The sequence below is a fragment of the Haloferax sp. KTX1 genome (assembly GCF_902410085.1).
Lineage (GTDB): Archaea > Halobacteriota > Halobacteria > Halobacteriales > Haloferacaceae > Haloferax > Haloferax massiliensis.
Map to the genome: position 1 here is coordinate 1 of NZ_CABPRH010000022.1, position 21,631 is coordinate 21,631.

Below are 21,631 nucleotides of genomic sequence, written 5' to 3' on the forward strand. Positions count from 1 at the left end.
GGGCGGTGGTGGAGGCGGTGGTGGCGGCAGTCAAACGACGACCACGGCCGCATCGTCGGCATCGCCCGACCCGACGCTTTCGGTCGGGGCCGCCGACCCGCCGACGGTCCGAAGCGCCGACGGGACGGTCGGGTCGCTCAGCGGTCCCGTGACCGGGACGCTCTCGTGGACCGGCGCGGTCGACAGCGTCGTGCTCGTGGTGAACGCGTGGGTCCCCGACGAGGGCTGGCAGGAGGAGCGTCGCGTCATTACCCGGGAGTCGAGCCCCGTTGACGTCGCCGCCGCGCTCGGCTCCGACGTGACCTACGCCGACGGCGACCGAACCGCCGGCTTCGCGGCTTCCGACGACGGCGAGACCGCCGTCACGACGGGCTACGTCTCCGTGACCGCGGTGTTGTTCCGCGGCTCGACCGAAGTCGCCCGAACCGAGGAGACCGCGTCGTTCGACGTGACCGTCGAGAACACCGCCGGGAGCGCCCCGGAGGGCGTCGACCTCGAACTCGGCTCCGGCGGGGCGGGCGTCTCGCTTCTCGACACGCAGTCGGTCGCGCCCGGCTCCGCGGGGGACTCGACGGGGACGCTCACCAACCGCGGGCGCGACCCCGGCGTGTTGACGCTGGACTCGATGCCGTTCGAGTCAGCCGAGAACGGCCGCTCCGGCCCCGAACTGTCGGTCGATTCGACCGGCGGAGCCGACGAGGGCGAACTCCACGAGGCGCTCGCCGTCCGGCTCCGCGTCGAGCGGGAAAACGGGACGAGCACCTACGTCCTCGGCGACGAGACGACGTATCTCGACTTCGCCGACGTGTGGAACGAGTCGGTTTCGCTCGGCCGACTCGACGGCGGGGAGTCGCTGTCGCTCGTGGTCGAGTGGCAGATTCGGGAGTCGGCGGGCAACGAGATACAGACCGACAGCGTCGACGTGGAGTTCGTCTTCACGCTCGAACAGGCGACCGACTGAGCGCTCTTCGCCCCGATTTTCCGCCGCTCACCCGACGAAGAGCCGGAGATTGAACGCCGTGGCGAACGCTCCGATGACGGCGAGCGCGACCGGCGGGAGGTAGTACAGCACCTTATCGCCCACGCGAGCGCCGTAGACGCAGATGCCGAGACAGAGGAGGAAGACGGCGAGCTTCGGGAGGACGAGCCCCCACCGTCCGAGTGCGTCCGTGCTCGCCACGAGGAGGGCGTTCGCCTCGTCGAACCGACGCTCGTAGTAGAGAATCGTCAGCGTCGTGACGATGTCGCCGACGCCGTAGGTCGCGAGCGCGATGAGCCAGAGCAGCGAGAACTCTCTGGCCTCGAAGGGCGTGTCTTCGAGTCGGAGATGCCGAAGGCGTGACACACTCCTTATTCCGGGGACCGCAATATGAATCGTCCGGGCCGGCGGACTGTCTCGGAAACGGGCGCGTCAGACGAGGCCGACGCCCTCGGCGAGCAGTTCGTGCGAGCGGAGTCCGTCTTCGTGGTCGCCGACGACGTGCTGAATCATCATCTCGTCGGCCCCGACGCGCTCCGCGAGCTGGTCCAACAGCCCCGAAACCGTCTCGGGACTGCCGGAAATCGCGCGCGGCCACTCCTTCGCCCCGAGGGTCGCGGGCGTGGGTTCGGGAACCCCGCCGAGTTCGTCTATCGCCTCCTCGACGGTCGGCCTCGTACCGACCTCGCCGCGGCGCATCCGCTTGTACGTCGCCTCGGCCACCGCGCGGAGCCGCGCGGCCTCCTCGTCGGTTTCGGCGCAGACGGCGTTCACCGCGACCATCCCGTGGGGTTCGTCGATGCCGCCGGCCAGCGGCGACGCCCGGAAGCTCTCGCGGTACTCCTCGAACGAGTGGACGGCGAACTGCGGTCTGATGAAGCCCGCGAAGCAGTAGGGTAACCCGAGTTCGCCCGCGATGGTCGCGCTCGACGGGCTCGACCCGAGCACCCACGGGACCGGCGGGTCGCCGTCCCCTCGCGGGAGTTCGAGGTCGGCGTAGGGGTGCTCGTCGGGGTAGTCGTCGTAGAGGTGGTTGACGACGGCCTCGACCTTCTCGGCGTGGTCGCCGTCGGGGTCCTCGACGTGCCGGTCCGTCCCGAGGGCTTGGTCCGCGGCGGGCGACCCGTTCGCCCGCCCGAGGCCGGCATCGACGCGACCGGGTGCGAGCCCGTCGAGCGCGCCGAACTGCTCTGCGACCTTGAACGGGCTGTAGTGGTTGAGCAACACCGCGCCGGAGCCGAGCCGAATCGAGTCGGTCTTCGCGGCGAGGTGGCCGAGCAACACTTCGGGCGTCGTCCCCGCGAGGGTGCTCGCCATGCCGTGGTGCTCGGCGACCCAGAAGCGCGAGTAGCCCAGTCGCTCGGCCTGCGCGGCGGTTTCGACGGTGTTCGCGTACGCGTCGGTCGCGGTCCCACCCTTTGGAACCGGCGAGAGGTCGACGATAGAGAGGTCCATACCCCCGCCTCCGAGACTGCGAGGAATAACGATTGGGCTCCCAGCAGATGCGTACTGTTCCTGCGGTTTCTAAAACAGATAGTATTGCTCTAAATAATCTTTACTATAATTCACGTTTTTCAAATAACCCAAATAATCTAGGATATCTGAGTTTATACCTGGGTAAGGAACGCACAATACGGAAATAGCAATTAGTACCCCAACGACTCAATTATTATCTCCCACGGACTCTGATGAAATATTGTCTAAATAACCCAATAGTGTCACTCTCGCATATCTCCCGTGTACACAGTATCCGTCACCACGGTCCACAAAAAATTTTTACGGGCTCTATCCGATGGTTCGATAGAGGTTCCCATGCCAAGAGCCGTATTCGACAGCGCCGAGTACGACAGACGCATCGCCCGGACGAAAGAGCGGATGGCCGAGCGGGGACTGGACGCGCTCTTCGTGAGCGACCCCGCGAACATGAACTACCTCACCGGCTACGACGGCTGGTCCTTTTACGTCCATCAGGGCGTCGTGGTGACGCAGGACCGCGACGAGCCGGTGTGGGTCGGCCGCGACATGGACGCGAACGGCGCGCGCGCGACGACCACGTTGGGCGACGAGAGCATCCGGCCGTACAGCGACGACCACGTGCAGTCGCCGCACGACCTCCACCCGATGGACTTCGTCGCGGCCGTGTTGGAGGACCTCGGCGTCGCCGACGCGCGCGTCGGCCTCGAAATGGACGCCTACTACTTCACCGCGAAGTCGTACACGCGCCTGCAGAAGAACCTCCCCGAGGCGAGTTTCGAGGACACGACGCTCCTCGTGAACCGCGTGCGCATCAAGAAGTCCGACGCCGAACTCGACTACATGCGCGAGGCCGCCCGCATCTCCGAGAACGCGATGCGGGCCGGCCTCGACGTCATCGAGGCGGGCGTCCCCGAGTACGAGGCCGCCGAGGCCATCTACTCGGCGCTCATCGAGGGCACCGAGGACTACGGCGGCGACTACCCGTCTATCGTCCCGCTGATGCCCTCGGGCGACCACACCGGCACGCCGCACCTCACGTGGACCGACCGCGAGTTCGAGGACGGCGACCCGGTCATCATCGAACTCTCCGGCTGTCGGCACCGCTATCACTCGCCGCTCGCGCGGACGACGTTCGTGGGCGACCCCCCCGAAGAGCTGTCCCGGCGGGCCGACATCGTCGTCGAGGGGATGGAGGCCGCCCTCGACGCGGTCGAACCCGGCGTGACCTGCGAGGCCGTCGAGAGGGCGTGGCGCGACACCATCGCCGAGTACGGCATCGAGAAGAAAGACCGCATCGGCTACTCGATGGGCCTCGGCTACCCGCCGGATTGGGGCGAGCACACGGCGAGCCTCCGCCCCGGCGACGAGACCGTCCTCGAAGAGAACATGACGTTCCACACCATCCCCGGCCTCTGGTTCGACGACTTCGGCGTCGAACTCAGCGAGACGTTCGTCGTCACGGCCGACGGGGCGGAGCCGCTGGCCGACTTCCCCCGGCGACTATTCACAACCTAATTATGACTCGGGGTCACAGCCCTAATAGGATGAACGAAGATGGCAAAAATCGACACGGCGAGGCGGTCACCGACGGCGGCTCGGGGTCCGAGCCCGAGACGGCACTGGCGACGGCGCGCAGACAGCTCGAACGGGCGGCGAGTCACGCCGACGTGGACGACGGCGTCGTCGCGCGCCTGAAGCACCCGACGCGAGTCCAGCAGGTGTCGGTCCCGCTCCGCCGCGACGACGGCTCCCTCGACGTGTTCACGGGCTTCCGAGCCCAGCACGACGACGTGCGCGGACCGTACAAGGGCGGGCTTCGCTACCACCCGGAAGTGACCGCCGACGAGTGCATCGGCCTCTCGATGTGGATGACGTGGAAGTGCGCCGTGATGGACCTGCCGTTCGGCGGCGGCAAGGGCGGCGTCGCGGTCGACCCGAAGACGCTCTCCGACGAGGAGCGCGAGCGACTCACGCGCCGCTTCGCCGAGGAGATTCGCAACGTCGTCGGGCCGAAGAAGGACGTTCCCGCGCCCGACATGGGTACCGGCCCGCAGGAGATGGCGTGGTTCATGGACGCCTACTCGATGCAACAGGGCGAGACGACGCCCGGCGTCGTGACGGGCAAGCCGCCGGTCATCGGCGGCTCGTACGGCCGCGAGGAGGCTCCCGGCCGCTCCGTCGCCATCGTCACCCGCGAAGCCATCGACTTCTACGACTGGGACATCGAAGACACCACCGTCGCGGTCCAAGGGTTCGGTTCCGTCGGCGCGAACGCCGCCCGGCTCCTCGATGAGTGGGGCGCGAAGGTGGTCGCCGTCTCCGACGTAGACGGGGCCATCTACGACCCCGACGGCCTCGACACGCAGGACGTCGAGGGCCACGACGAGCGCCCCGGCATGGTGTCGGGCTACGACGCCCCCGAGTCGCTCACGAACGAGGAACTGCTCGAACTCGACGTTGACGTGCTCATCCCCGCGGCCATCGGGAACGTCATCACGACCGAGAACGTCGACGCCGTCTCGGCGGAGATGGTCGTCGAGGGCGCGAACGGGCCGACGACGTTCGCGGCCGACGCCGTCCTCGAAGAGCGCGGGATTCCGGTCCTCCCCGACATCCTCGCCAACGCCGGCGGCGTGACGGTCTCGTACTTCGAGTGGCTCCAGGACATCAACCGCCGCCAGTGGTCGCTCGAACGCGTCCACGAGGAACTCGAAGCGGAGATGCTCAAGGCGTGGAACGCAGTCCGCGAACACGTCGAAGAACGCGACTTGACGTGGCGCGACGCGGCCTACGTCGTCGCGCTCACCCGCATCGGCGGCGCGAAGGAGACGCGGGGCCTCTGGCCCTGAGCGGCTGAGCCTCGCGCGACCCCCAATCGACCCGCGACCCGAGGGCCGCGGTGCGGTCCGGTTTCTTTTTCGGCGCGCTCCTCAGTCAGCGACCGCGTCGGCGACCTTCTCTATCGGATGTGGCGGGTCGTCGGCCGCGCCGTCCATGTCTTCGAGTTGCGTCCGACACGACGCGCCGGGGGCGACGACGGTGTCGCCGCGGCTCTCGCCGAGTTGGTCGGCGAGGATGCCGCCGATAGCCTTCGACAGCGAGTGGTGTTCGGCCTCGTAGCCGAAGCTCCCGGCCATGCCACAACAGCCGGAGTCGAGCGGGTCCACGTCGTAGCCGGCGCGCCGGAGGACGCCCACCGCGTGGTGGTCCTTGCGCGTCGCCTTCTGGTGGCAGTGGCCGTGGTACGTCAGCGTCTCGGCGGACGCAGACCCGTCGGGAGCGAGTCCCTCCACGAGACGCTTCGCGTCGAGGTACTCCATGACGCCGTAGGTCTCGGCGGCGACGCGCTCGGCGTCCTCGCTCGAAAGCAAGTCGAGATAGTCCGACTGGAACATGACGGCGTCCGACGGCTCGACGAGCACGACGCTCCAGCCGGCGTCGACGCGGGGCGCGAGCGCGTCGACGTTCGTCTCGGCGCGCGCCCGCGAGCGGTCGAGGAAGCCCTTCGAGTGGGCGGGTCGGCCGGTCGCGGTCACGTCGTCGGGAATCGAGACGTGGACGCCGGCGGCTTCGAGGACGCGGACCGCGGCCTTCCCCGCGTCGGGGTGGTTGTAGTTGGTGTAGCTGTCCGGGAACAGAAGCACCTTGTCGGTCGCATCGGCCTCGGGGACGCGAGCGCCGCCCCGCGCCTCGAACCAGTCTTCCAGCGACTCGCGGTGGAACGTCGGAAGCGACCGCTCTCTGGCGATGCCGACGGTCTTCTCCATGACCGTCCGCGCGCCCGGGAGCTTCGCCGCCCAGTTCGAAAGCGGGGCGAGCCGCGAGCCCAGCGCGTTCAGCCGGTCCACCTCGGCGAACAGGTGGTCCCGGAGGCTCGCGCCCTCGGACTGGTGGTGGGCGTGTTCGACCTCGGCTTTGAGTTTCGCCATGTCCACCTCGCTGGGGCAGTCGCGGGCGCAGCCCTTACAGCCGACACAGAGGTCCAGCACCTCGCGCATGAACTCGGTGTCGGTCGCGTCGGCGTCGAGGTCGCCGCTCATCGCCTGCCGGAGCATGTTCGCGCGGCCGCGGGTGGACAATCCTTCTTCCTCCGTGGCGCGGTAGGTCGGACACATCACGCCGCCGGTGGTCGATTGGCCGCCCCGACAGCCGCCACAGCCGTGGCAGAGTTCCGCCATGCCCTGAAAACCGTTTTCGGTGTCCCAGTCGAGTTCGGGGTCGAAGCCGGCGTCGAACTCGTAGTCGGGGGAAAAACGGAGGTTCTCGGTCATGGACACGTCGCCGCAGACCTGCCCCGGATTCAGGAGCCAGTCGGGGTCGAACGCGGTCTTGAGGTCGCGGAAGGCGTTCCAGAGGCGGTCGCCGTACAGTTTGCGGTTCCACTGGGTCCGCGCGCGGCCGTCGCCGTGTTCGCCCGACACCGACCCGCCGGCCTCGACGACGAAGTCCGTCACCTCGTCGGCGATGGTCTCGAACGAGTCGAGGCCGTCGAGCGTCTTCGTGTTGACCAGCGGGCGGACGTGCAGGACGCCCGGCCCCGCGTGGGCGTAGAAACTCGTGTTGGCGTCGTGGTCGTCGATGACCTCGCGGAAGCGCTCGACGTAGCCCGGCAGTTCGTCGGCCGGCACGGCGCAGTCTTCGATGAACGAGATGTGCTTCTCGTCGGTCGTCCGCGACAGCAGGATGGGCGCGGCGGCCTTGCGCATCTCCCAGAGCCCCGCGCGGGCCGCCTCGTCGTGGGCTTCGAGCGCGTCGAACGCGCGGGCGTCGTCGGCGACGCCGACGCCCGAAGACGGCGTCGCCTCCGGCGTCACCGAGGGCGTGCGGGCGGTCAGCAGGTCGGCGACCTTCCGCCGGCCCTCGGCGTCGGAGTCGGCGTAGAACTCGACCAGCAGGGCCGCGCGGGTCCCGTCGGGGAGCGACGCCGCCACGTCGTGGAACTCGGCGGTGTCGAGCGCGAGGTCGATGAGCACGTCGTCGATGAGTTCGACCGCCGCCGGGTCGTGGTCGAGGATGGGAGCCACGTCGGCGGCGGCGTCGAACACGTCCTCGTAGGTGAGGAGCGCGACGGCCTTCGTCTCCGGGAGCGGTTCGAGCGAGACGGTCGCCTCGGTCACGACGGCGAGGGTCCCCTCGCTCCCGGCGAGCAGGCGCGCGAGGTTCACGGTCCCGGACTCGCAGTCCGGGTCGGTACCGGTCCCGTCGGCCAGCGGGCGCTCCCCGCGGGCCTCCTCGACCAGCGCGTCGAGGTTGTATCCCGAGACGTTGCGCTTGAGGTCCGGGTAGCGGGCGTCGATTTCGTCGCGTTCCTCGTCGAGCACGCGGACGACCTCGGCGTAGATTCGAGGGAGAAGCGGACTCGCCGGGCCGTCGGCACCCCACGCGTCGCTGTCGGGGTCGGCCTTCTCCCGGAGGTCGTCAACGCGCACCTCGCCGAACCGGTGGACGCTCCCGTCGGCGAGGACGACCTCGCACTCCTCGACGTAGTAGTCGGTCTTGCCGTACTTCAGGGAGTGCGCGCCGGTGGAGTTGTTGCCGATAGCGCCCCCGAGGACGCTCCGGTCGCCCGCGGCGGGGTCCGGGCCGAACGTGAGCCCGTGGTCGGCCGCGGCGGTGTTCAGGTCCGCGAGCGTGACCCCGGCCTGCGCGGTCGCCGTCGTCGTCTCGGGGTCCACCGAGTCGACCCCGTCCATGTGCCGCGAGAGGTCGATGACGACCGCCTCGTTGACGGCCTGTCCGGCGAGGCTCGTGCCGCCGCCGCGCGGGAGGACGGGAATCTCGCGGTCCGCGCAGTACTCCACGACGGCCGCCACGTCGGCGGTCGAGGTCGGCATGACGACGCCGACGGGGAGCACCTCGTACGCCGAGGCGTCGGTCGCGTACAGCTGTCGGGTGTACTCGTCGAAGCGCACGTCGCCGTCGACGAGGCGGTCGAGGTCGGAGACGAGCGCCTCGCGGTCGGTGTCGCCGCCGACGTAGTCGTAGTCGGCGCGCGGGTCGTTACTGGGGTCGACACGCGAGTCAGCGTTCGGGTCGGCCTGCCGGTCGCCGCGAGGGTCGTCGGGTCGTTCCTGCGTCGCCATCGGGAGTCAGTTCGACTCGGGGGCCAGCACTTGGTTCTCCAACTCCTCGCCCTCGTCGAGTCGTCCGAGGTTTCCGGCGACGATGTCGGCGAGGCGGTCCCAGTGTTTCGGCGTGTGGCCGCCCGTGTGGGGCGTGATGAGGCAGTTTTCCAGCCCCCACAGCGGGTGGTCCGCGGGGAGCGGCTCGGGGTCGGTCACGTCGAGCGCGGCCCCGCGAATCTTGTTCGACCGGAGCGCCGCCACGAGCGCGTCGGTGTCGACGATGCCGCCGCGGGCGGCGTTGACGAGCACCGCGTCGGTCGGCATCGTGGCGAACTCGGCGTCGCCGATGAGCCCGCGGGTCAGGTCGTTCAGCGGGCACGCGACGACGACGTACTCGCTTCGGGAGAGCGCGTCGTGAATCGCGTCGGAGTCGAAGCCGGCGACCTCGTCGGTCGGCCCGCCCTTCGACGGGGTGTAGCGGATGCCGATAGTCTCGACGTCGAAGCCCCGCAAGCGCTGGGCGACGGCCTGCCCGATGGAGCCGAGGCCGATAATCGTCACCGTGCTGTCGGTGAATTCGCCGGACTGGAAGTGCCGCCACTCGGCGCTCTGCTTTCGCCGCCAGCCCTCGTGGAGGCGGCGGGCGAACACGAGCATGTTGCCGATGGCCTGATCGGCGATGCCGGGCGCGTGGATGCCGCCGGCGTTGGTGACGGCGACGCCGTGGTCCGCGAGCGCGTCCATCGGGACGTGGTCGGTCCCGGCGAACGTGCAGGCGAACAGTTCGAGGCGGTCGGCGCGGTCCAGCAGGTCCCCGTCTATCGTGATGCCCGTGGCGACGCGGGCGTCGGCGACGAGTTCGCGTTCCTGTTTGGGCGTCCGAGCGAGCGTGACGGTCCGGTCCGGGAGGCGCTCGCGGAGCGCGTCGGCGTACGATTCCATCGAAAGGCCCTCGGTCCCCTCGCGGAGGACGACGATGTCTGTCTCGGTCATGGTGTGAGTCGCGCGCGTCGCGGGCGCGGTTGCTACATCGATTGGGTGACGCTCCCTTAGTCTTTTTGCGTAGTCGGTGTCCACGGATACCGTTTATGCTTAAGTGGGTGGCGAGTGGTACGTGTACGCATGGCCGACGCCGTTCGAGCGCGACTAGCGGAGCTTCGCAGAGACCTCCACCGCCACCCCGAACCCGGCTGGTGCGAGTTCCGGACGACCGCGCGGCTCGTCGAGGAACTGCGCGCCATCGGCGTGGACGAACTCGCCGTCGGCGCGGACGCCTACGACCCCGCAGACCGGATGGCCGTCCCGAGCGACGACCGACTCGACGAGTGGTACGAGCGGGCGCTCGACAGCGGGGTCGACCCGGACCTCCTCGAACCCCTCCGCGGCGGGACGACCGGCTGTGTCGCGGTCCTCGACCGCGGCGAGGGACCGACGGTCGGCCTCCGGGTCGACATCGACGGGCTGTTCATCGAGGAGTCGGACGACGCGGGCCACGACCCCGCCGCCGAGGGCTTCCGCTCGGAGACGGGCGAGACGATGCACGCCTGCGGCCACGACACCCACATGACGTGGGGGCTGGCGACGCTCGAAGCCGTCACGGAAAGCGATTTCTCGGGCCGACTCGTCGTGTTCTTCCAGCCCGCGGAGGAGATTTCGGGGGGCGGCGCGCCCATGGCGAAAAGCGAGTACGCCGCCGGCATCGACTACTTGTTCGCGGTCCACGTCGGCCTCGACCACCCGACGGGCGAGGTCGTCGCCGGTATCGAGAAACCGCTCGCCATGTGCCACATCGACGCGGAAATCGAGGGCACGACGGCCCACGCGGGGAAAGCGCCGGAGGCCGGCGCGAACGCCATCCACGCGCTCGGCACCGCCATCGAGAGCGTCTACGGCATCCCGCGGCACTCCGACGGGATGACCCGCGTCAACGTCGGCCGGGTCGAAGGCGGCACCGCGAGCAACGTCATCGCCGACGAGGTCGAGGCCGTCGCCGAGGCGCGCGGCGAGACGACCGAACTCATGGAGTACGCGAAGGCCGAACTCCGCCGGCGGTTCGAGAAGGCGGCCGAACTGCACGACTGCGAGGCGACCGTGGACGTGGTCAGCGAAAGCCCGCGAGCCGACAGCGACCCCGAACTCGTCGAGGCGGTCGCCGACGCCGCAGAGGACGTGCGCGGCGTCGACCGCGTCGTGCCGACCGCCGACTTCGGCGCGAGCGAGGACGCGACGTTCCTCATGGAGCGCGTCCAGCGAGACGGCGGCCTCGCGTGTTACTCCATCGTCGGCACCGACCACCCGACGAGCCACCACACCGCGACGTTCGACGTGGACGAGCGAAGCCTCGAAACCGGCGTCGACGTGCTCACGCGCTCGATTCTCTCTGTCGCCGGCGTCGAGTCGGCGCCGGAAATCGAGGGAGCGAACCGATGAGCGACGGGCGCGTTACCGGCGAGTCGGCCCCTCCGGCGTCGGAGGTCGTCACCGCCGAGGACGTGGCGGATGCCCACGAGCGACTCGACGGCGTGGTCCACCGGACGCCGCTCGATAGCTCGCGGACGATAGCCGACCGCTGCGGGGCCGAGCGGGTCGACCTCAAACTGGAGAACGTCCAGCGGACGGGGTCGTTCAAGATTCGCGGCGCGTACAACGCGATGGCGCAGCTCCCCGAGTCGGTGCGCGAACGCGGCGTCGTCGCCTCCAGCGCCGGCAACCACGCGCAGGGCATCGCGCTCGCGGGCGACCTGCTCGGTATCGACACGACCATCGTCGTCCCCGAAATCACGCCGGCGGTGAAAATCGACGCGACCCGCGGCTACGGCGCGGACGTCGTCGTCGAGGGCGACAGCTACGAGGAGTCGTACGAACACGCCCTGCGCCTCGCCGACGAGGAGGGGCTGGAGTTCGTCCATCCCTTCGACGACGCGGCCGTCATCGCCGGGCAGGGAACCGTCGGGCGGGAAATCGCGGCGGACGCGCCCGACGTGGACGCGGTTCTCGTCTCTATCGGCGGCGGCGGCCTCATCTCCGGCATCGCCACCGCGATGAAGGCGCGGGACCCAGACGTGCGCGTTATCGGCGTCCAACCCGAGGGCGCGGCCCACGCCAAGCCCTCGCTGGACGCCGACGAGATTCGCATGCTCTCGGAGGTCGATACCGTCGCCGAGGGCATCGCCGACGCGCGGCTGTTAGAGCGGACGTTCGCTGTCGTCCGCGACCGCGTCGACGACGTGGTTTCGGTGAGCGACACCGACCTCGCAGTCGCCACGACCGTCCTCGCAGAGCGGGCGAAGACGGTCGCCGAACCGGCCGGCGCGGCCCCGGTCGCCGCGCTGCTTTCGGGCGCGGTCGACGTCGAGGGCGAGCGCGTCGCGGCCGTCGTCTCCGGCGGCAACGTCGGCCTGTCCGAACACGCCGAACTGACTCGCGTCGGGATGCAGGCGCTCGGGCGCGCCGTCGAAGCCCGTCTCGAACTCGACGGCTGGCCGGCGGCGCTGGGCGACCTCTCGGAGACCGTCGCCGACGCGGGAGCCGAACTCGATAGCGTCGAGCGCGCCGCCCGGACCGCCGCGGACGCGCCGAACCGGGTTCCGGTCGAGGTCCGACTCGCCGGGAGCGGCCCGGACCACCTCGCGGACGCGCTCGACTCGCTGGCCGCTCTCGACGGCGTCGAGGTCGTCTCACACTCGCTGAACAGGCGCGTCGTTGAGTCCACCGAGTCGGCCTGACGAGTCCGGAAAAACGAGGGTGGCCCGTCTCGGGTCCGCGTCTTTTTGTGCTGTTCGTTCGGCGACGCCGACGCTCACGCGGGCACTTCGGTCGCCACGGCGTCCATCGCCTCGCAGAAGATGCCCACGCCCAGCTCGATTTCGCGCTCGGTGGAGTCGAGCGGGGGCAGGAGGCGAATCGTCTTCTTCCCGCAGCCGAGGGTGAGCAGGCCGCGGTCGAGCGCCGCCTCGACGACGGCGTCGCGGCGCTGTTTGGTGTCGAACTCGACGGCGAGCATGAGGCCCTTGCCGCGCACGTCGACCACGTGGTCGGGCGCGTCGTCTGCGAGGAGCTCCTTCGCCTGTCGGCCGCGCTCGGTCGCGTTGTCGAGCAGGTCGTACTCCTCGATGGCGTCGAGCGTGAGCGCGCCCTGCATCGACGCGAGCAGGTCGCCGCCGCCGAACGTCGACCCGAGGCGGTTCTTCTCGGTCGGGAAGACCTCGGACCGCGAGACGGTCGCGCCGACGCGGAGCCCCTTCGCGCTGGCGATGACGTCGGGTTCGATGGGGTAGTGGTCGGCGGCCCACACCTCGCCCGTCCGGCCGACGCCCGACTGAATCTCGTCCACGACGAGCGGGATGTCGTAGGTGTCGCAGACGTCGCCCACCTCGGCCATGAACGCCTCGCTCGGGAAGCGGTAGCCCCCGACGCCCTGAATCGGTTCGAGAATCGCGAACGCCACCTCGTCGGGGTTGACGTGGCCGCCCTCCGGCGACAGCGAGTTCCGCAACTGCGAGCCACCGCCGGCGAAGAAGCCGCAGTCGCAGGTGCCGGCCGAACAGCCCGAATCCGCGCAGAACGGCACCGTCTCGATGCCCGCGACCTGCGGGTAGTGGCGGGTGTAGACCTCCTTCGACTTCGTGAGCGAGAGCGTCCCGAGCGTCCGCCCGTGGAAGCTCCCCTCGAAGGCGTAGCCGTACTTCGCGGGGGCCTTGCGGTCGTGGGTTATCTTCATCGCGTTCTCGACGGCCTCGGCCCCGGAGTTCGACAGGAACACCGTGTCCATCCCGTAGTGAGAGGACACGTCGGTGAGTTTGTCCATCAGGTGGCTCGACCCCGGGAACTCGGCGGTCTCGGGGTCCGGTCCCGCGCCGAAGTACATGTCCTGACCGGCGATTTTCATCGGCTCGACGAGGTCGAACTCCCGGAGCTTCGACAGCACCTTCTCGTTGTTGTAGCCGAGCGGGGCGGCCCCGATGTGACAGGTGAAGTCTAGGAGGACGTTTCCGTCCACGTCGGTGACGAACGGGCCGTCGGCCTCGGCGGTCACGTCCCAGACGAACTCGTGGGAGTACTCGCTGGGCGCGGCGTGCTCGTGGTGGAACTCGACCCACTTCTCGGCGTTGGGTCCGGGTAGCGCTGCTGCGTCCGGCTCTGCGGTATCCCTATCCATACACAGGATTTGTTAATGGTGTACATTAAAACTTGGTATCTCAGGAACGACCGTGTGGGTCTGTCCGCGACGGTCGGGTCGACCGCATCGGCCGCGCCGCCGGCGCTCGCGGTCGGAACCGGGCCGCAGAGGACGGAGACGGACGGCGACGGGGACAGAGACGGGGACGGAACGACGTTCGGCTGGATTCGGCGTCAGTCGTCGTCGTGGCTGGAGACGTTCGCGGCCGGCGCTTGCCCGCCGGTCGACTCCGATTTCCCCCAGAGGCTCGTCTCGTCTTGGAGGAGGAGGCTCCCGTAGTCGTCTTGGAAGGTGTGGATGAGCCCGAGCGTCGCAACCACGCAGATAATCGCGAACGGCGCGCCCGTGATAATCGCCGCGGACTGCAGGGCGTTCACGCCGCCGACGACCATCAGGATGGACGCGACCGCGCCCTGAAGCACGGCCCAGAAGATGCGGTTGAGTGCCGACGGCTCTTCCTTTCCGCCGGTCGTCATCATCGACACCGCGAGGGTCGACGAGTCGGCGGAGGTGACGAAGAACGTCGTCACGAGCACGAGGAACGCGAACAGGAGGAGCGGCCCGGCGATGGGGAGGTTACCGAAGAGGACGTACCCCGAGACCGCCTCGCCGTACTCCGAGACCGGTCCGAGGACGTTCGCCGCGCCCGTGTGCTGCATGATGACGCCCGCGCCGCCGACGATGGCGAACCACGGGACCGTCGCCAGCGAGGTCGCGCCGATACCGGCGAACGCGACTTCGCGGACGCTCCGACCGCGCGAGATGCGGGCGATGAACAGGCCCGCGAAGGGCGACCACGCCAGCGGCCAGAGCCAGTAGAACACGGTCCACGCGTTGACCCACTTGGTGGCGCTGGTCGCGGTGGCCTGCGTGAACAGGCTCATCTCGAAGAAGTCGCCGACGAAGCCGCCGGTCGCCTGCGTGCCGAGTTCGAGGATGCGGAAGGTCGGCCCGAATATCAGCGTCGCCAGCATCAACAGGGAAAACAGAGCCATGTTGAAGTTCGAGAGCCGGCGAATCCCCTTGTCGACGCCCAACACCAGCGAGACGGTGAAGATGACGACCATGCCGGTGATGACGAGGACGGTCCCCACGTCGCCGAGTTGGATACCCCACTGGAAGTTCAGGCCGGTGATGAACTGGCTCCCGATGAAGCCCAGCGAGGTGGCGACGCCGCCGAGCGTCGCGAACACGGCGAGGATATCGACGACTTTCCCGATCGCGCCGTCCACGTTGTCCGCGCCGAGAATCGGCGTCAGAACCGCCGACACTCGAAGCGGCGCGTCGTAGTTGTAGACGAAGTACCCGATGGCGAGGCCCATCACGGTGAAACACGACCACTGAGTCAGACTCCAGTGGAAGATGGAGTACTGGACCGCGAGCGGCATCGCCGCCGCCGACTCGGCTTGGGCCCCGTACAGCGGCGGGACCGACGAGTAGTGGAACAGCGCCTCGGCGGGTCCCCAGAAGACGATACCCGCCGCGAGTCCGGCGGAGTACATCATCGCGAAGTACGAGAGGAAGCTGTACTCGGGGTCCTCGTCGCCGAGCTTCAGGTTCCCCCACGGCCCGAAGATGACGAAGCCCAAGAACAGGACGAACCCGAGCATCGCCAACAGGAAGAACCAGTTGAACGTGGCGAGGATCCACCGGCGAATCCCGAGGACGAAGTCGTAGGAGGCCTCGGGGTTGAGACTGAACGCGCCGACGAAGAGCAGCGTTATCGCCGCCCCGAACGCGAACACCACCGGCTCGATCTCGTCGAGGAACTCACCGACCGCGCCGTTCGAGGAACTCACCGCCGACACCCCCCGAGCGCGGGAGCGCCCTCGGCCCCCGTCTGGACGGGACCGCCACCTCTCAACTGTCTGGTCGAGGCCCGCGCCCCGTGCTGTGCGACACGACGACCGTTGCACGCGTGTGCTATGGTATGGTCTGTCATACTATCGCTCCGCCGGACACCATGCTACGTGATGTCTTACATCACGACAAGTGCGTACATTCCCAATAAAATTTGTGGTTATCGGTGACGCCGAGAACGAAATCTGTTTACAAACGGTCGAAAAGTCGCCGACACGTCGCGAGTGAGCCGTCTCGTCGCAGTCGGGGCGGCGCTCTCGACGCCCGTTGGCTCCCCTTCGCTCGCCCGTTTCACACGAACTGTAGACAGACCTCCGGAACTCGCCGGACTTTGGCCCGTTTCGGCCGAATATCCGGTCCGTTCGTAACGCTTAATCGAATTCGTACACGCGTTCTGTATATGGCAAACGACGGCGACGGAACGGACGGCACCGACGACCTCGCTTACGCCGCCGACCGCGGCCGCGGCATCCTGACCCCGAGCGACCGCGAGTTCCTGCTCGGCCGGAAGACCGACTACACCGACCACTCGAAAAAACAGAAGCGAAACCGGATTCGACGCCGCCTCCGCAACGCGATACTCGATTTCACCATCCTGTTCGAGTCGCTCGAAGACCGCGACCGAGAGACGGTGTTCAACCCCGACGCCGCCGACCGCGAGGCGTACACGCGGGGCATCACCGATATGCTCGCCTTTCTCCACCTCGGGACGATGGGCTACTACACCCCGTTCAAGGACATGCTCGCCGAGGGCGTCAACAAGGCCGAACAGGAGCTCGCCGGCTCCGACTACCGGATGGTCACGGTCGATTTCAACGTCGAACCGGTCGGCCAAATCGACGTCGACGCCGTCATCGATAAGCTCGAACGCGGCGCGTTCGACCAGCTCACCGACGAGGAGCTACAGGCGTTCGTCAGGCTCCTCGCGGAGTCCGACGACTTCTCGGCGACCGACCTGCGCGCCGACATGAAAGCCCAGATGTCCGAGTTCGTCGAGCGAATCGACGCCGCGAACGAGCGACGCGACCGCCGCGTCGACGAACTGAACGACTGACCGGCGGCTCTCCGGCTTCGACGAGCCGGTTCCCCGGGTGGGCGCGCCCGCCGCGGCGCGACTACCCGAGATACGCTATCGCGTCCATCTCGACCCGCACGTCGCCGGGCAGTCGCGCGACCTCGACGCAGACGCGGGCCGGCGGCACCTCGTCGAACCGCGCGCCGTACGCCTCGTTGACCCGCTCGTAGTCGTCGAGGTCGGCGACGTACACCGTCAGTTTCACCGCGTCGTCGAGGCCGTCGCCGCCGGCCTCGGAGACGACGGCCGCGATGTTGTCGAGCACGCGCTCGGTCTGTGCCTCGATGTCGCCGTCGACCTCCTCGCCCGTCTCGGGGTCGACCGGGCCGTAGCCCGAGACGTAGAGCGTGTCGCCGGCGACGATGCCCTGCGAGTAGGGGTTGTCCGTGCGCGGGGCGTCGTCCGTGGTGACTCGTTCCGGTGGCATCGTGGTGTGCGTGAATCGTGTGGCGTGCGCTTAGCGCGCGACTCAGAGCCGCTGTTTCTCGGCCGTGACCGCCTCGATACCGTCGGTGATGACGTCGAGGGCCGTCTCCGCGAGGTCGCGGGTGAGCACGAGCGGCGGAAGCAGACGCAGGATGTTGCCGTGCCGGCCGGCCTTCCACACCAGCACGCCGCGCTCGAAGCAGTACTGTTGAAGCGCGTCGGCCGCGTCGCCGTCGGGGGTGCCGTCGGCGTCGACGAACTCCGCGCCGATGAACAGGCCCTTCCCGCGAACGTCCACGATTCGGGGGTTGTCCTCTGCGACCTCGGAGAGCCGCCCGCGGATGTACTGACCGAGGTCGCGGGCGTGTGCGAGAAGGTCGTGGTCCTGGATGTACTCGATGGCGCGGGTGCCGGCGCGCATCCCGACGACGTGACCGCGATACGTGCCCGCGTGGTCGCCCGACCCCCACGTGTCGAGGTCCTCGTGGTAGATGGTCGCCGACAGCGGGAAGCCGGTCCCGCCGAGCGCCTTCGCCGAGGTCATCACGTCGGGCGTGACGCCGTACCACTCGCTGGCCCACCACTCGCCGGAGCGCCCGAGGCCGCTCTGAATCTCGTCGAACACGAGCGGCACGCCGTTGTCGTCGGCGATGTCACGGAGCCCCTTCAGGAAGCCCTTCGGCGGGGTGACGACGCCGCCTTCGCCCTGAATCGGCTCGACGAAGATACCCGCCGGGTTGGCGAGGCCGCCGTAGGGGTCCTCGAAGATGGCCTTGACCTCTTCGAGACAGTGGTCGACCGCCTCCTGCGGGCCTTTGCCCATCTCGACGGTGTTCGGGTAGGGTGCGTGGACCACGTCGGGAAGCAGCGGCGAGTAATCGCCCTTGAACTTCTTGTTTCCGGTGAGGCTCATCGCGCCGCTCGTCGCGCCGTGGTACGCGCCGCGGAAGGCGACGAGGCCGGTCCCCTCGGTGTTGTACTTGGCGAGTTTGATAGACGCCTCGATGGCGTCGCTCCCCGTCGGCCCGCCGAAGACGACGCGGTTGTTGCCGCGGAGCCCCTCGGGCGCGATCTCGTCCAACTTCTCGATGAGGTCGAGTCGCGCCTCGGTCGGGAAGTCGACGGTGTGGACGAACTTGTCGGTCTGTTCGTGGACCGCGTCGAGCACGTACGGGTTCGAGTGACCCACGTTGAGCACGCCGATGCCGGCGAACATGTCGATGAACGTGTTGCCGTCGGCGTCCCGCACCGTCGCGCCCTTCCCGCTGTCGAACGCGATGGGGATGTCCTCGGGGTACGAGACGGCGCTGCTGTCGATTCGCTGTTGCTTTTCGAGGAGTCGCGTCGACTTCGGCCCCGGAACGTCGCCCACGTTCGGCGCGTCGTCGAAGTGCAACTCGTGAATCGGCGGACCTGCGACCATGCCTCAACCCATGCGGAACAGTCATAAATAATTTGTCCACGATTCCTATTGATAACGTACACAGTATCCGGTTTCGTCGTCGGTCGATCGCGGCGGTCACGTTAGCGACGTAACAGTAACCACAATGGATTTGTGCGAGGCAACTCCTTCTTTTTCCAATGTTACACTCGAAAGGTCCGCTTCTCACGGTCGACTTGGAGGACGAGACGAGTCGGACGGAAGACATCGACGGGATTCTCGAATCCTACGTCGGCGGGCGCGGAGTCGCCACCCGACTCGCCCACGAGCGCGTTCCCTTCGACGTGGACCCGTTCAGCCCGGACAACCGGGTCTACTTCAGTACCGGCCCGATGCAGGCGTCGAACATGAGCTTCACCGGCCGGACGAACTGCACCAGCGTCTCGCCTTTGACCGGCGGCCTCTGTTCGTCGAACGCCGGCGGGTTCGTCTCGCGGAACTTCGCGGACGCGGGCTACTCGGCGGTCGAACTGACGGGCGCGAGCGACGAACTGGTCGTCCTCCACGTCACCGACGAGGGCGTCGAGTTCGAGGCCGTCCCGGACCTCGCGGGCGCGACGGTCCCCGAGACGGTCGCGTACCTCGACGACGAACACGGCATCGAGGCCGACCGGACGATGGTCGTCGGCCCCGCCGGCGAGAACCTCGTGCGCTTCGCCTCCATCATGACGAGCGAAGAGCGCGCGTTCGGCCGCGGCGGCCTCGGCGCGGTTCTCGGGTCGAAGAACGTGAAGGCGCTCACCTTCGGCGGCGACTCCGCGCCGGACATCGAGATTCCGTCGTCGCAGATGGAGATTCACCGCGACGCCGCCACCGACGACCACATCATGAAGCGTCAGGGGACGGTCGCCGTCCTCGATCTCGCAAACGAGATGGACGGCCTCCCGTCGTACTACTTCTCCGAGCGTCACTTCGCGGGCGCGGAGGGCATCAACGGCGACGCCGTCGAGGAGAAAAAGTACAAGAAGGGAACCTGCTCGGCCTGCGCGTTCGCGTGCAAACTCCCCACGAGAGACGAGGAGGCTGGCGTGGAAACCGAGGGCCCGGAGTTCGAAGTCGCCATGGCGTTCGGGTCGAACTCCGGCGTCGACGACATCGTCGAGGTGATGAAGTCGAACGAGCTGTGCGACCGCTACGGCCTCGACGCCATCTCGGCCGGCAACACCGTCGCGGCCTACCTCGCCAGCGAAGACGAGTTCGGCAACACCGACCTCATCCACGACCTCGTGGAGAAAATCGCGCTCCGGGAGGGCGTCGGCGACGACCTCGCCGAGGGAATCGCCCGCGTCCACGACGACCTCGGGGTGGAGAACTGGACGGTCAAGGGGATGGACTTCGCCGCCCACGAGGGGCGCGTCCTCCACGGACAGGGCCTGTCGTACGCCGTCGCCAACCGCGGCGCGGACCACATGTACGCGGTGTTCTACTCCCAGGAGTACCCGCTCGTCGGCAAGGACGACGCCTACCCGCCGGAGGGGTTCGAGGGCAAGCCCAAGCGCCTCATCGAGAAGGAAAACCAGATGGCGCTCAACGACAGCGGCATCGTCTGCAAGTTCTCGCGGGACTTCATGACCCCCGAGCGCTACGAGATGCTGTTCGGTGCCGACTTCGAGGACCTGCTGGCCGTCGGCGACCGCATCGTCACGCTCGAACGGCACTTCAACAACCAGCGCGGGTTCGACCGCGGCGACGACACGCTCCCGTACGCCGACGAGTTAGACGGGTTCGAGGCGGCGCTCGAAGCGTACTACGAGCGTCGCGGGTGGACTGACGACGGCGTCGTTCCGTCCGGAAACGTCCCGGCGTAACGCGTCCCAGTACCGCCCGACGGATTCACCGCCTCTCTCGCCCTCTCGTTTTCACTCTTCGTTCGGCTCGCTCGCTTGGGTCTGGTACAGTTCCGCGACCCCCTGTTCGAACCGCTCGGCGGCGCGTTCGAGCAGTTCCACCTGCGTCGCCCGCGTCTCCTCGTCGACGACGTACGCCGGGCCGCTCAGGTTCAGCGAGCCGTACACCTCGCCCCGCGGCGATTTGACGGCCTTCCCGATGGCCCAAAACCCCTCGACCGCCTCGCCGCTGTTCTCGGCGTAGCCCCGCTCGCGGACGGTCGTCAGCTCCGCGAACAGCTCGTCTTCGGTCGTGATGGAGTCGTCGGTCGCCGCCGGAAGCCCCCAGCGGTCGATGATTTCCCGCACCCGCGTCTCCGGGTACTCGGCGATAATCGCCTTGCCGGAACACGTCGTGTGGACGTGGAACGGACTGCCGTCGATGAGAAACCGCGGAGAGTTCGCGAATTCGAGGTCGCCGTACAACGAGACGATGCGACCGTGTTCTTCGACCGCGAAGTCCGCGTCCATCGACGACTCGCTGTCGAGCCACGAGACGGTCTCTTGGGCGACGCGGTAGTACTCCTTGCGCGTCCTGACGTAGTCGCCGAGGTGGCAGAACTTCGCCCCGAGGTGGTACTCGTTGTCGACGTTCACGACGTAGCCGTACTCGGCGAGCGTCTTGAGGTGAGCGTGGACCGTGCTCTTCGCGAGGTCCGTCGCCTCGACCAGCTCGCTCATCGTCGCCCCCTCCAGTTCGAGGATGTGATCGACGAGCGCCAGCGAGGCGGCGGTCGTCTTGAGCACGCCGGACGGGTCGTGTCTATTCATGGAGGGGAGTCAACGGTCAGGGGTTAAAGCTGTACCTCCGTTCGAGGCTGCTGCCGTGCCGACCGGCGACGGCGACGCTCGAACTGGGCGCTCGCTTGTGAACGAATCGCCCCGACTCATCTGCGATCTGACCGTTCCGCAGGGTCGAACATTTATCCGCAACCGCGGAGTATGACAATGGTTAACACGCGACTCTGGGCTGATTACGAAGCAGCGTGATTGGAATTATCTGTTCCTCGGCGGGCGTCTCGGCTCGTCTGTATATACGTATTCGGAAGCGAGGAACGCCGTCTGTCCCGAGTCGCGTGAAATCGGGTTTCAGGGGCGAACGAACGCCCGAAACGACCGCTTTCGACTAGATTTTCGGACGCGTGAACGTTTAAGTAGCCTCTGCGACTGGAGAATCCGCCCGATTCGTCCGCCGTCCAGTCCGCTGACGCACCGTCGCCGTGGTGTTCGTTCGTCGTCGATCC

15 protein-coding genes and 1 pseudogene are annotated in these 21,631 nt (G+C 67.9%); 7 read left to right on the forward strand and 9 right to left on the reverse strand.

The window, feature by feature from the left end; all coding sequences use genetic code 11:
- A pseudogene (locus FY251_RS20235) lies at positions 1–961 on the forward strand (hypothetical protein); the annotation flags it as partial.
- Positions 962–988: 27 nt separating this feature from the next.
- On the opposite strand, the gene FY251_RS20240 reads toward FY251_RS20235, so the two are convergent.
- On the reverse strand, positions 989–1,345 hold the full coding sequence (locus FY251_RS20240; RefSeq protein ID WP_089780391.1) for a hypothetical protein: 357 nt from the start codon (positions 1,343–1,345) through the stop codon (positions 989–991).
- Between the two features lie 66 nt (positions 1,346–1,411).
- Positions 1,412–2,434 carry an LLM class flavin-dependent oxidoreductase gene (locus FY251_RS20245; RefSeq protein ID WP_148416779.1) on the reverse strand — a complete coding sequence of 341 codons (1,023 nt, stop codon included), beginning with the start codon at positions 2,432–2,434 and terminating at the stop codon, positions 1,412–1,414.
- Between the two features lie 357 nt (positions 2,435–2,791).
- Here FY251_RS20245 and FY251_RS20250 point away from each other — a divergent pair, with 357 nt between their 5' ends.
- Positions 2,792–3,970, forward strand: coding sequence for a M24 family metallopeptidase (locus FY251_RS20250; protein WP_148416780.1), 1,179 nt, complete (start codon positions 2,792–2,794; stop codon positions 3,968–3,970).
- A 29-nt stretch (positions 3,971–3,999) separates the two neighbouring features.
- The gene (gene gdhB / locus FY251_RS20255) at positions 4,000–5,304 is read left to right on the forward strand and encodes a glutamate dehydrogenase GdhB (protein WP_148416781.1); all 1,305 of its coding nucleotides are present in this window, start codon (positions 4,000–4,002) and stop codon (positions 5,302–5,304) included.
- 81 nt (positions 5,305–5,385) lie between these two features.
- Here gdhB and FY251_RS20260 read toward each other — a convergent pair whose 3' ends face one another.
- Together FY251_RS20260 and FY251_RS20265 are read right to left on the reverse strand one after the other, a co-directional pair.
- A complete protein-coding gene (locus FY251_RS20260; RefSeq protein WP_148416782.1) occupies positions 5,386–8,538 on the reverse strand; it encodes an FAD-binding and (Fe-S)-binding domain-containing protein in 3,153 nt (1,050 codons plus the stop codon).
- 6 nt (positions 8,539–8,544) lie between these two features.
- Entirely contained in the window at positions 8,545–9,513 is a 969-nt protein-coding gene (locus FY251_RS20265) for a D-2-hydroxyacid dehydrogenase (protein WP_148416783.1), read from the reverse strand.
- Between the two features lie 129 nt (positions 9,514–9,642).
- Between FY251_RS20265 and FY251_RS20270 the strand changes: the two genes are divergently transcribed.
- Complete coding sequence (locus FY251_RS20270) at positions 9,643–10,950, forward strand: amidohydrolase (RefSeq protein WP_148416784.1); 1,308 nt, start codon at positions 9,643–9,645, stop codon at positions 10,948–10,950.
- On the forward strand, positions 10,947–12,245 hold the full coding sequence (gene ilvA, locus FY251_RS20275; protein ID WP_148416785.1) for a threonine ammonia-lyase: 1,299 nt from the start codon (positions 10,947–10,949) through the stop codon (positions 12,243–12,245). Before FY251_RS20270 ends, ilvA begins: the two co-directional genes overlap by 4 nt.
- 74 nt (positions 12,246–12,319) lie before the next feature.
- On the opposite strand, the gene FY251_RS20280 is transcribed toward ilvA, so the two are convergent.
- A complete protein-coding gene (locus tag FY251_RS20280; protein WP_148416786.1) occupies positions 12,320–13,678 on the reverse strand; it encodes an aminotransferase class III-fold pyridoxal phosphate-dependent enzyme in 1,359 nt (452 codons plus the stop codon).
- Positions 13,679–13,872: 194 nt separating this feature from the next.
- Positions 13,873–15,507 (reverse strand): BCCT family transporter, encoded by a 1,635-nt coding sequence (locus tag FY251_RS20285; protein WP_148416787.1) that lies wholly within the window; start codon positions 15,505–15,507, stop codon positions 13,873–13,875.
- Positions 15,508–15,959: 452 nt separating this feature from the next.
- Here FY251_RS20285 and FY251_RS20290 point away from each other — a divergent pair, with 452 nt between their 5' ends.
- Positions 15,960–16,613, forward strand: a complete 654-nt coding sequence (locus FY251_RS20290; protein WP_148416788.1) for a hypothetical protein — start codon at positions 15,960–15,962, stop codon at positions 16,611–16,613.
- 61 nt (positions 16,614–16,674) lie between these two features.
- Here the strand turns inward: FY251_RS20290 and FY251_RS20295 are convergent, their stop codons facing one another.
- Positions 16,675–17,061 carry a Rid family detoxifying hydrolase gene (locus tag FY251_RS20295; protein ID WP_148416789.1) on the reverse strand — a complete coding sequence of 129 codons (387 nt, stop codon included), beginning with the start codon at positions 17,059–17,061 and terminating at the stop codon, positions 16,675–16,677.
- 42 nt (positions 17,062–17,103) lie between these two features.
- Positions 17,104–18,483 carry an aspartate aminotransferase family protein gene (locus tag FY251_RS20300; protein ID WP_148416790.1) on the reverse strand — a complete coding sequence of 460 codons (1,380 nt, stop codon included), beginning with the start codon at positions 18,481–18,483 and terminating at the stop codon, positions 17,104–17,106.
- A gap of 158 nt (positions 18,484–18,641) precedes the next feature.
- Between FY251_RS20300 and FY251_RS20305 the strand changes: the two genes are divergently transcribed.
- Positions 18,642–20,309, forward strand: a complete 1,668-nt coding sequence (locus tag FY251_RS20305; RefSeq protein ID WP_148416791.1) for an aldehyde ferredoxin oxidoreductase family protein — start codon at positions 18,642–18,644, stop codon at positions 20,307–20,309.
- Between the two features lie 51 nt (positions 20,310–20,360).
- On the opposite strand, the gene FY251_RS20310 is transcribed toward FY251_RS20305, so the two are convergent.
- Positions 20,361–21,158 carry an IclR family transcriptional regulator gene (locus FY251_RS20310; protein WP_148416792.1) on the reverse strand — a complete coding sequence of 266 codons (798 nt, stop codon included), beginning with the start codon at positions 21,156–21,158 and terminating at the stop codon, positions 20,361–20,363.
- Positions 21,159–21,631 lie beyond the last annotated feature (473 nt).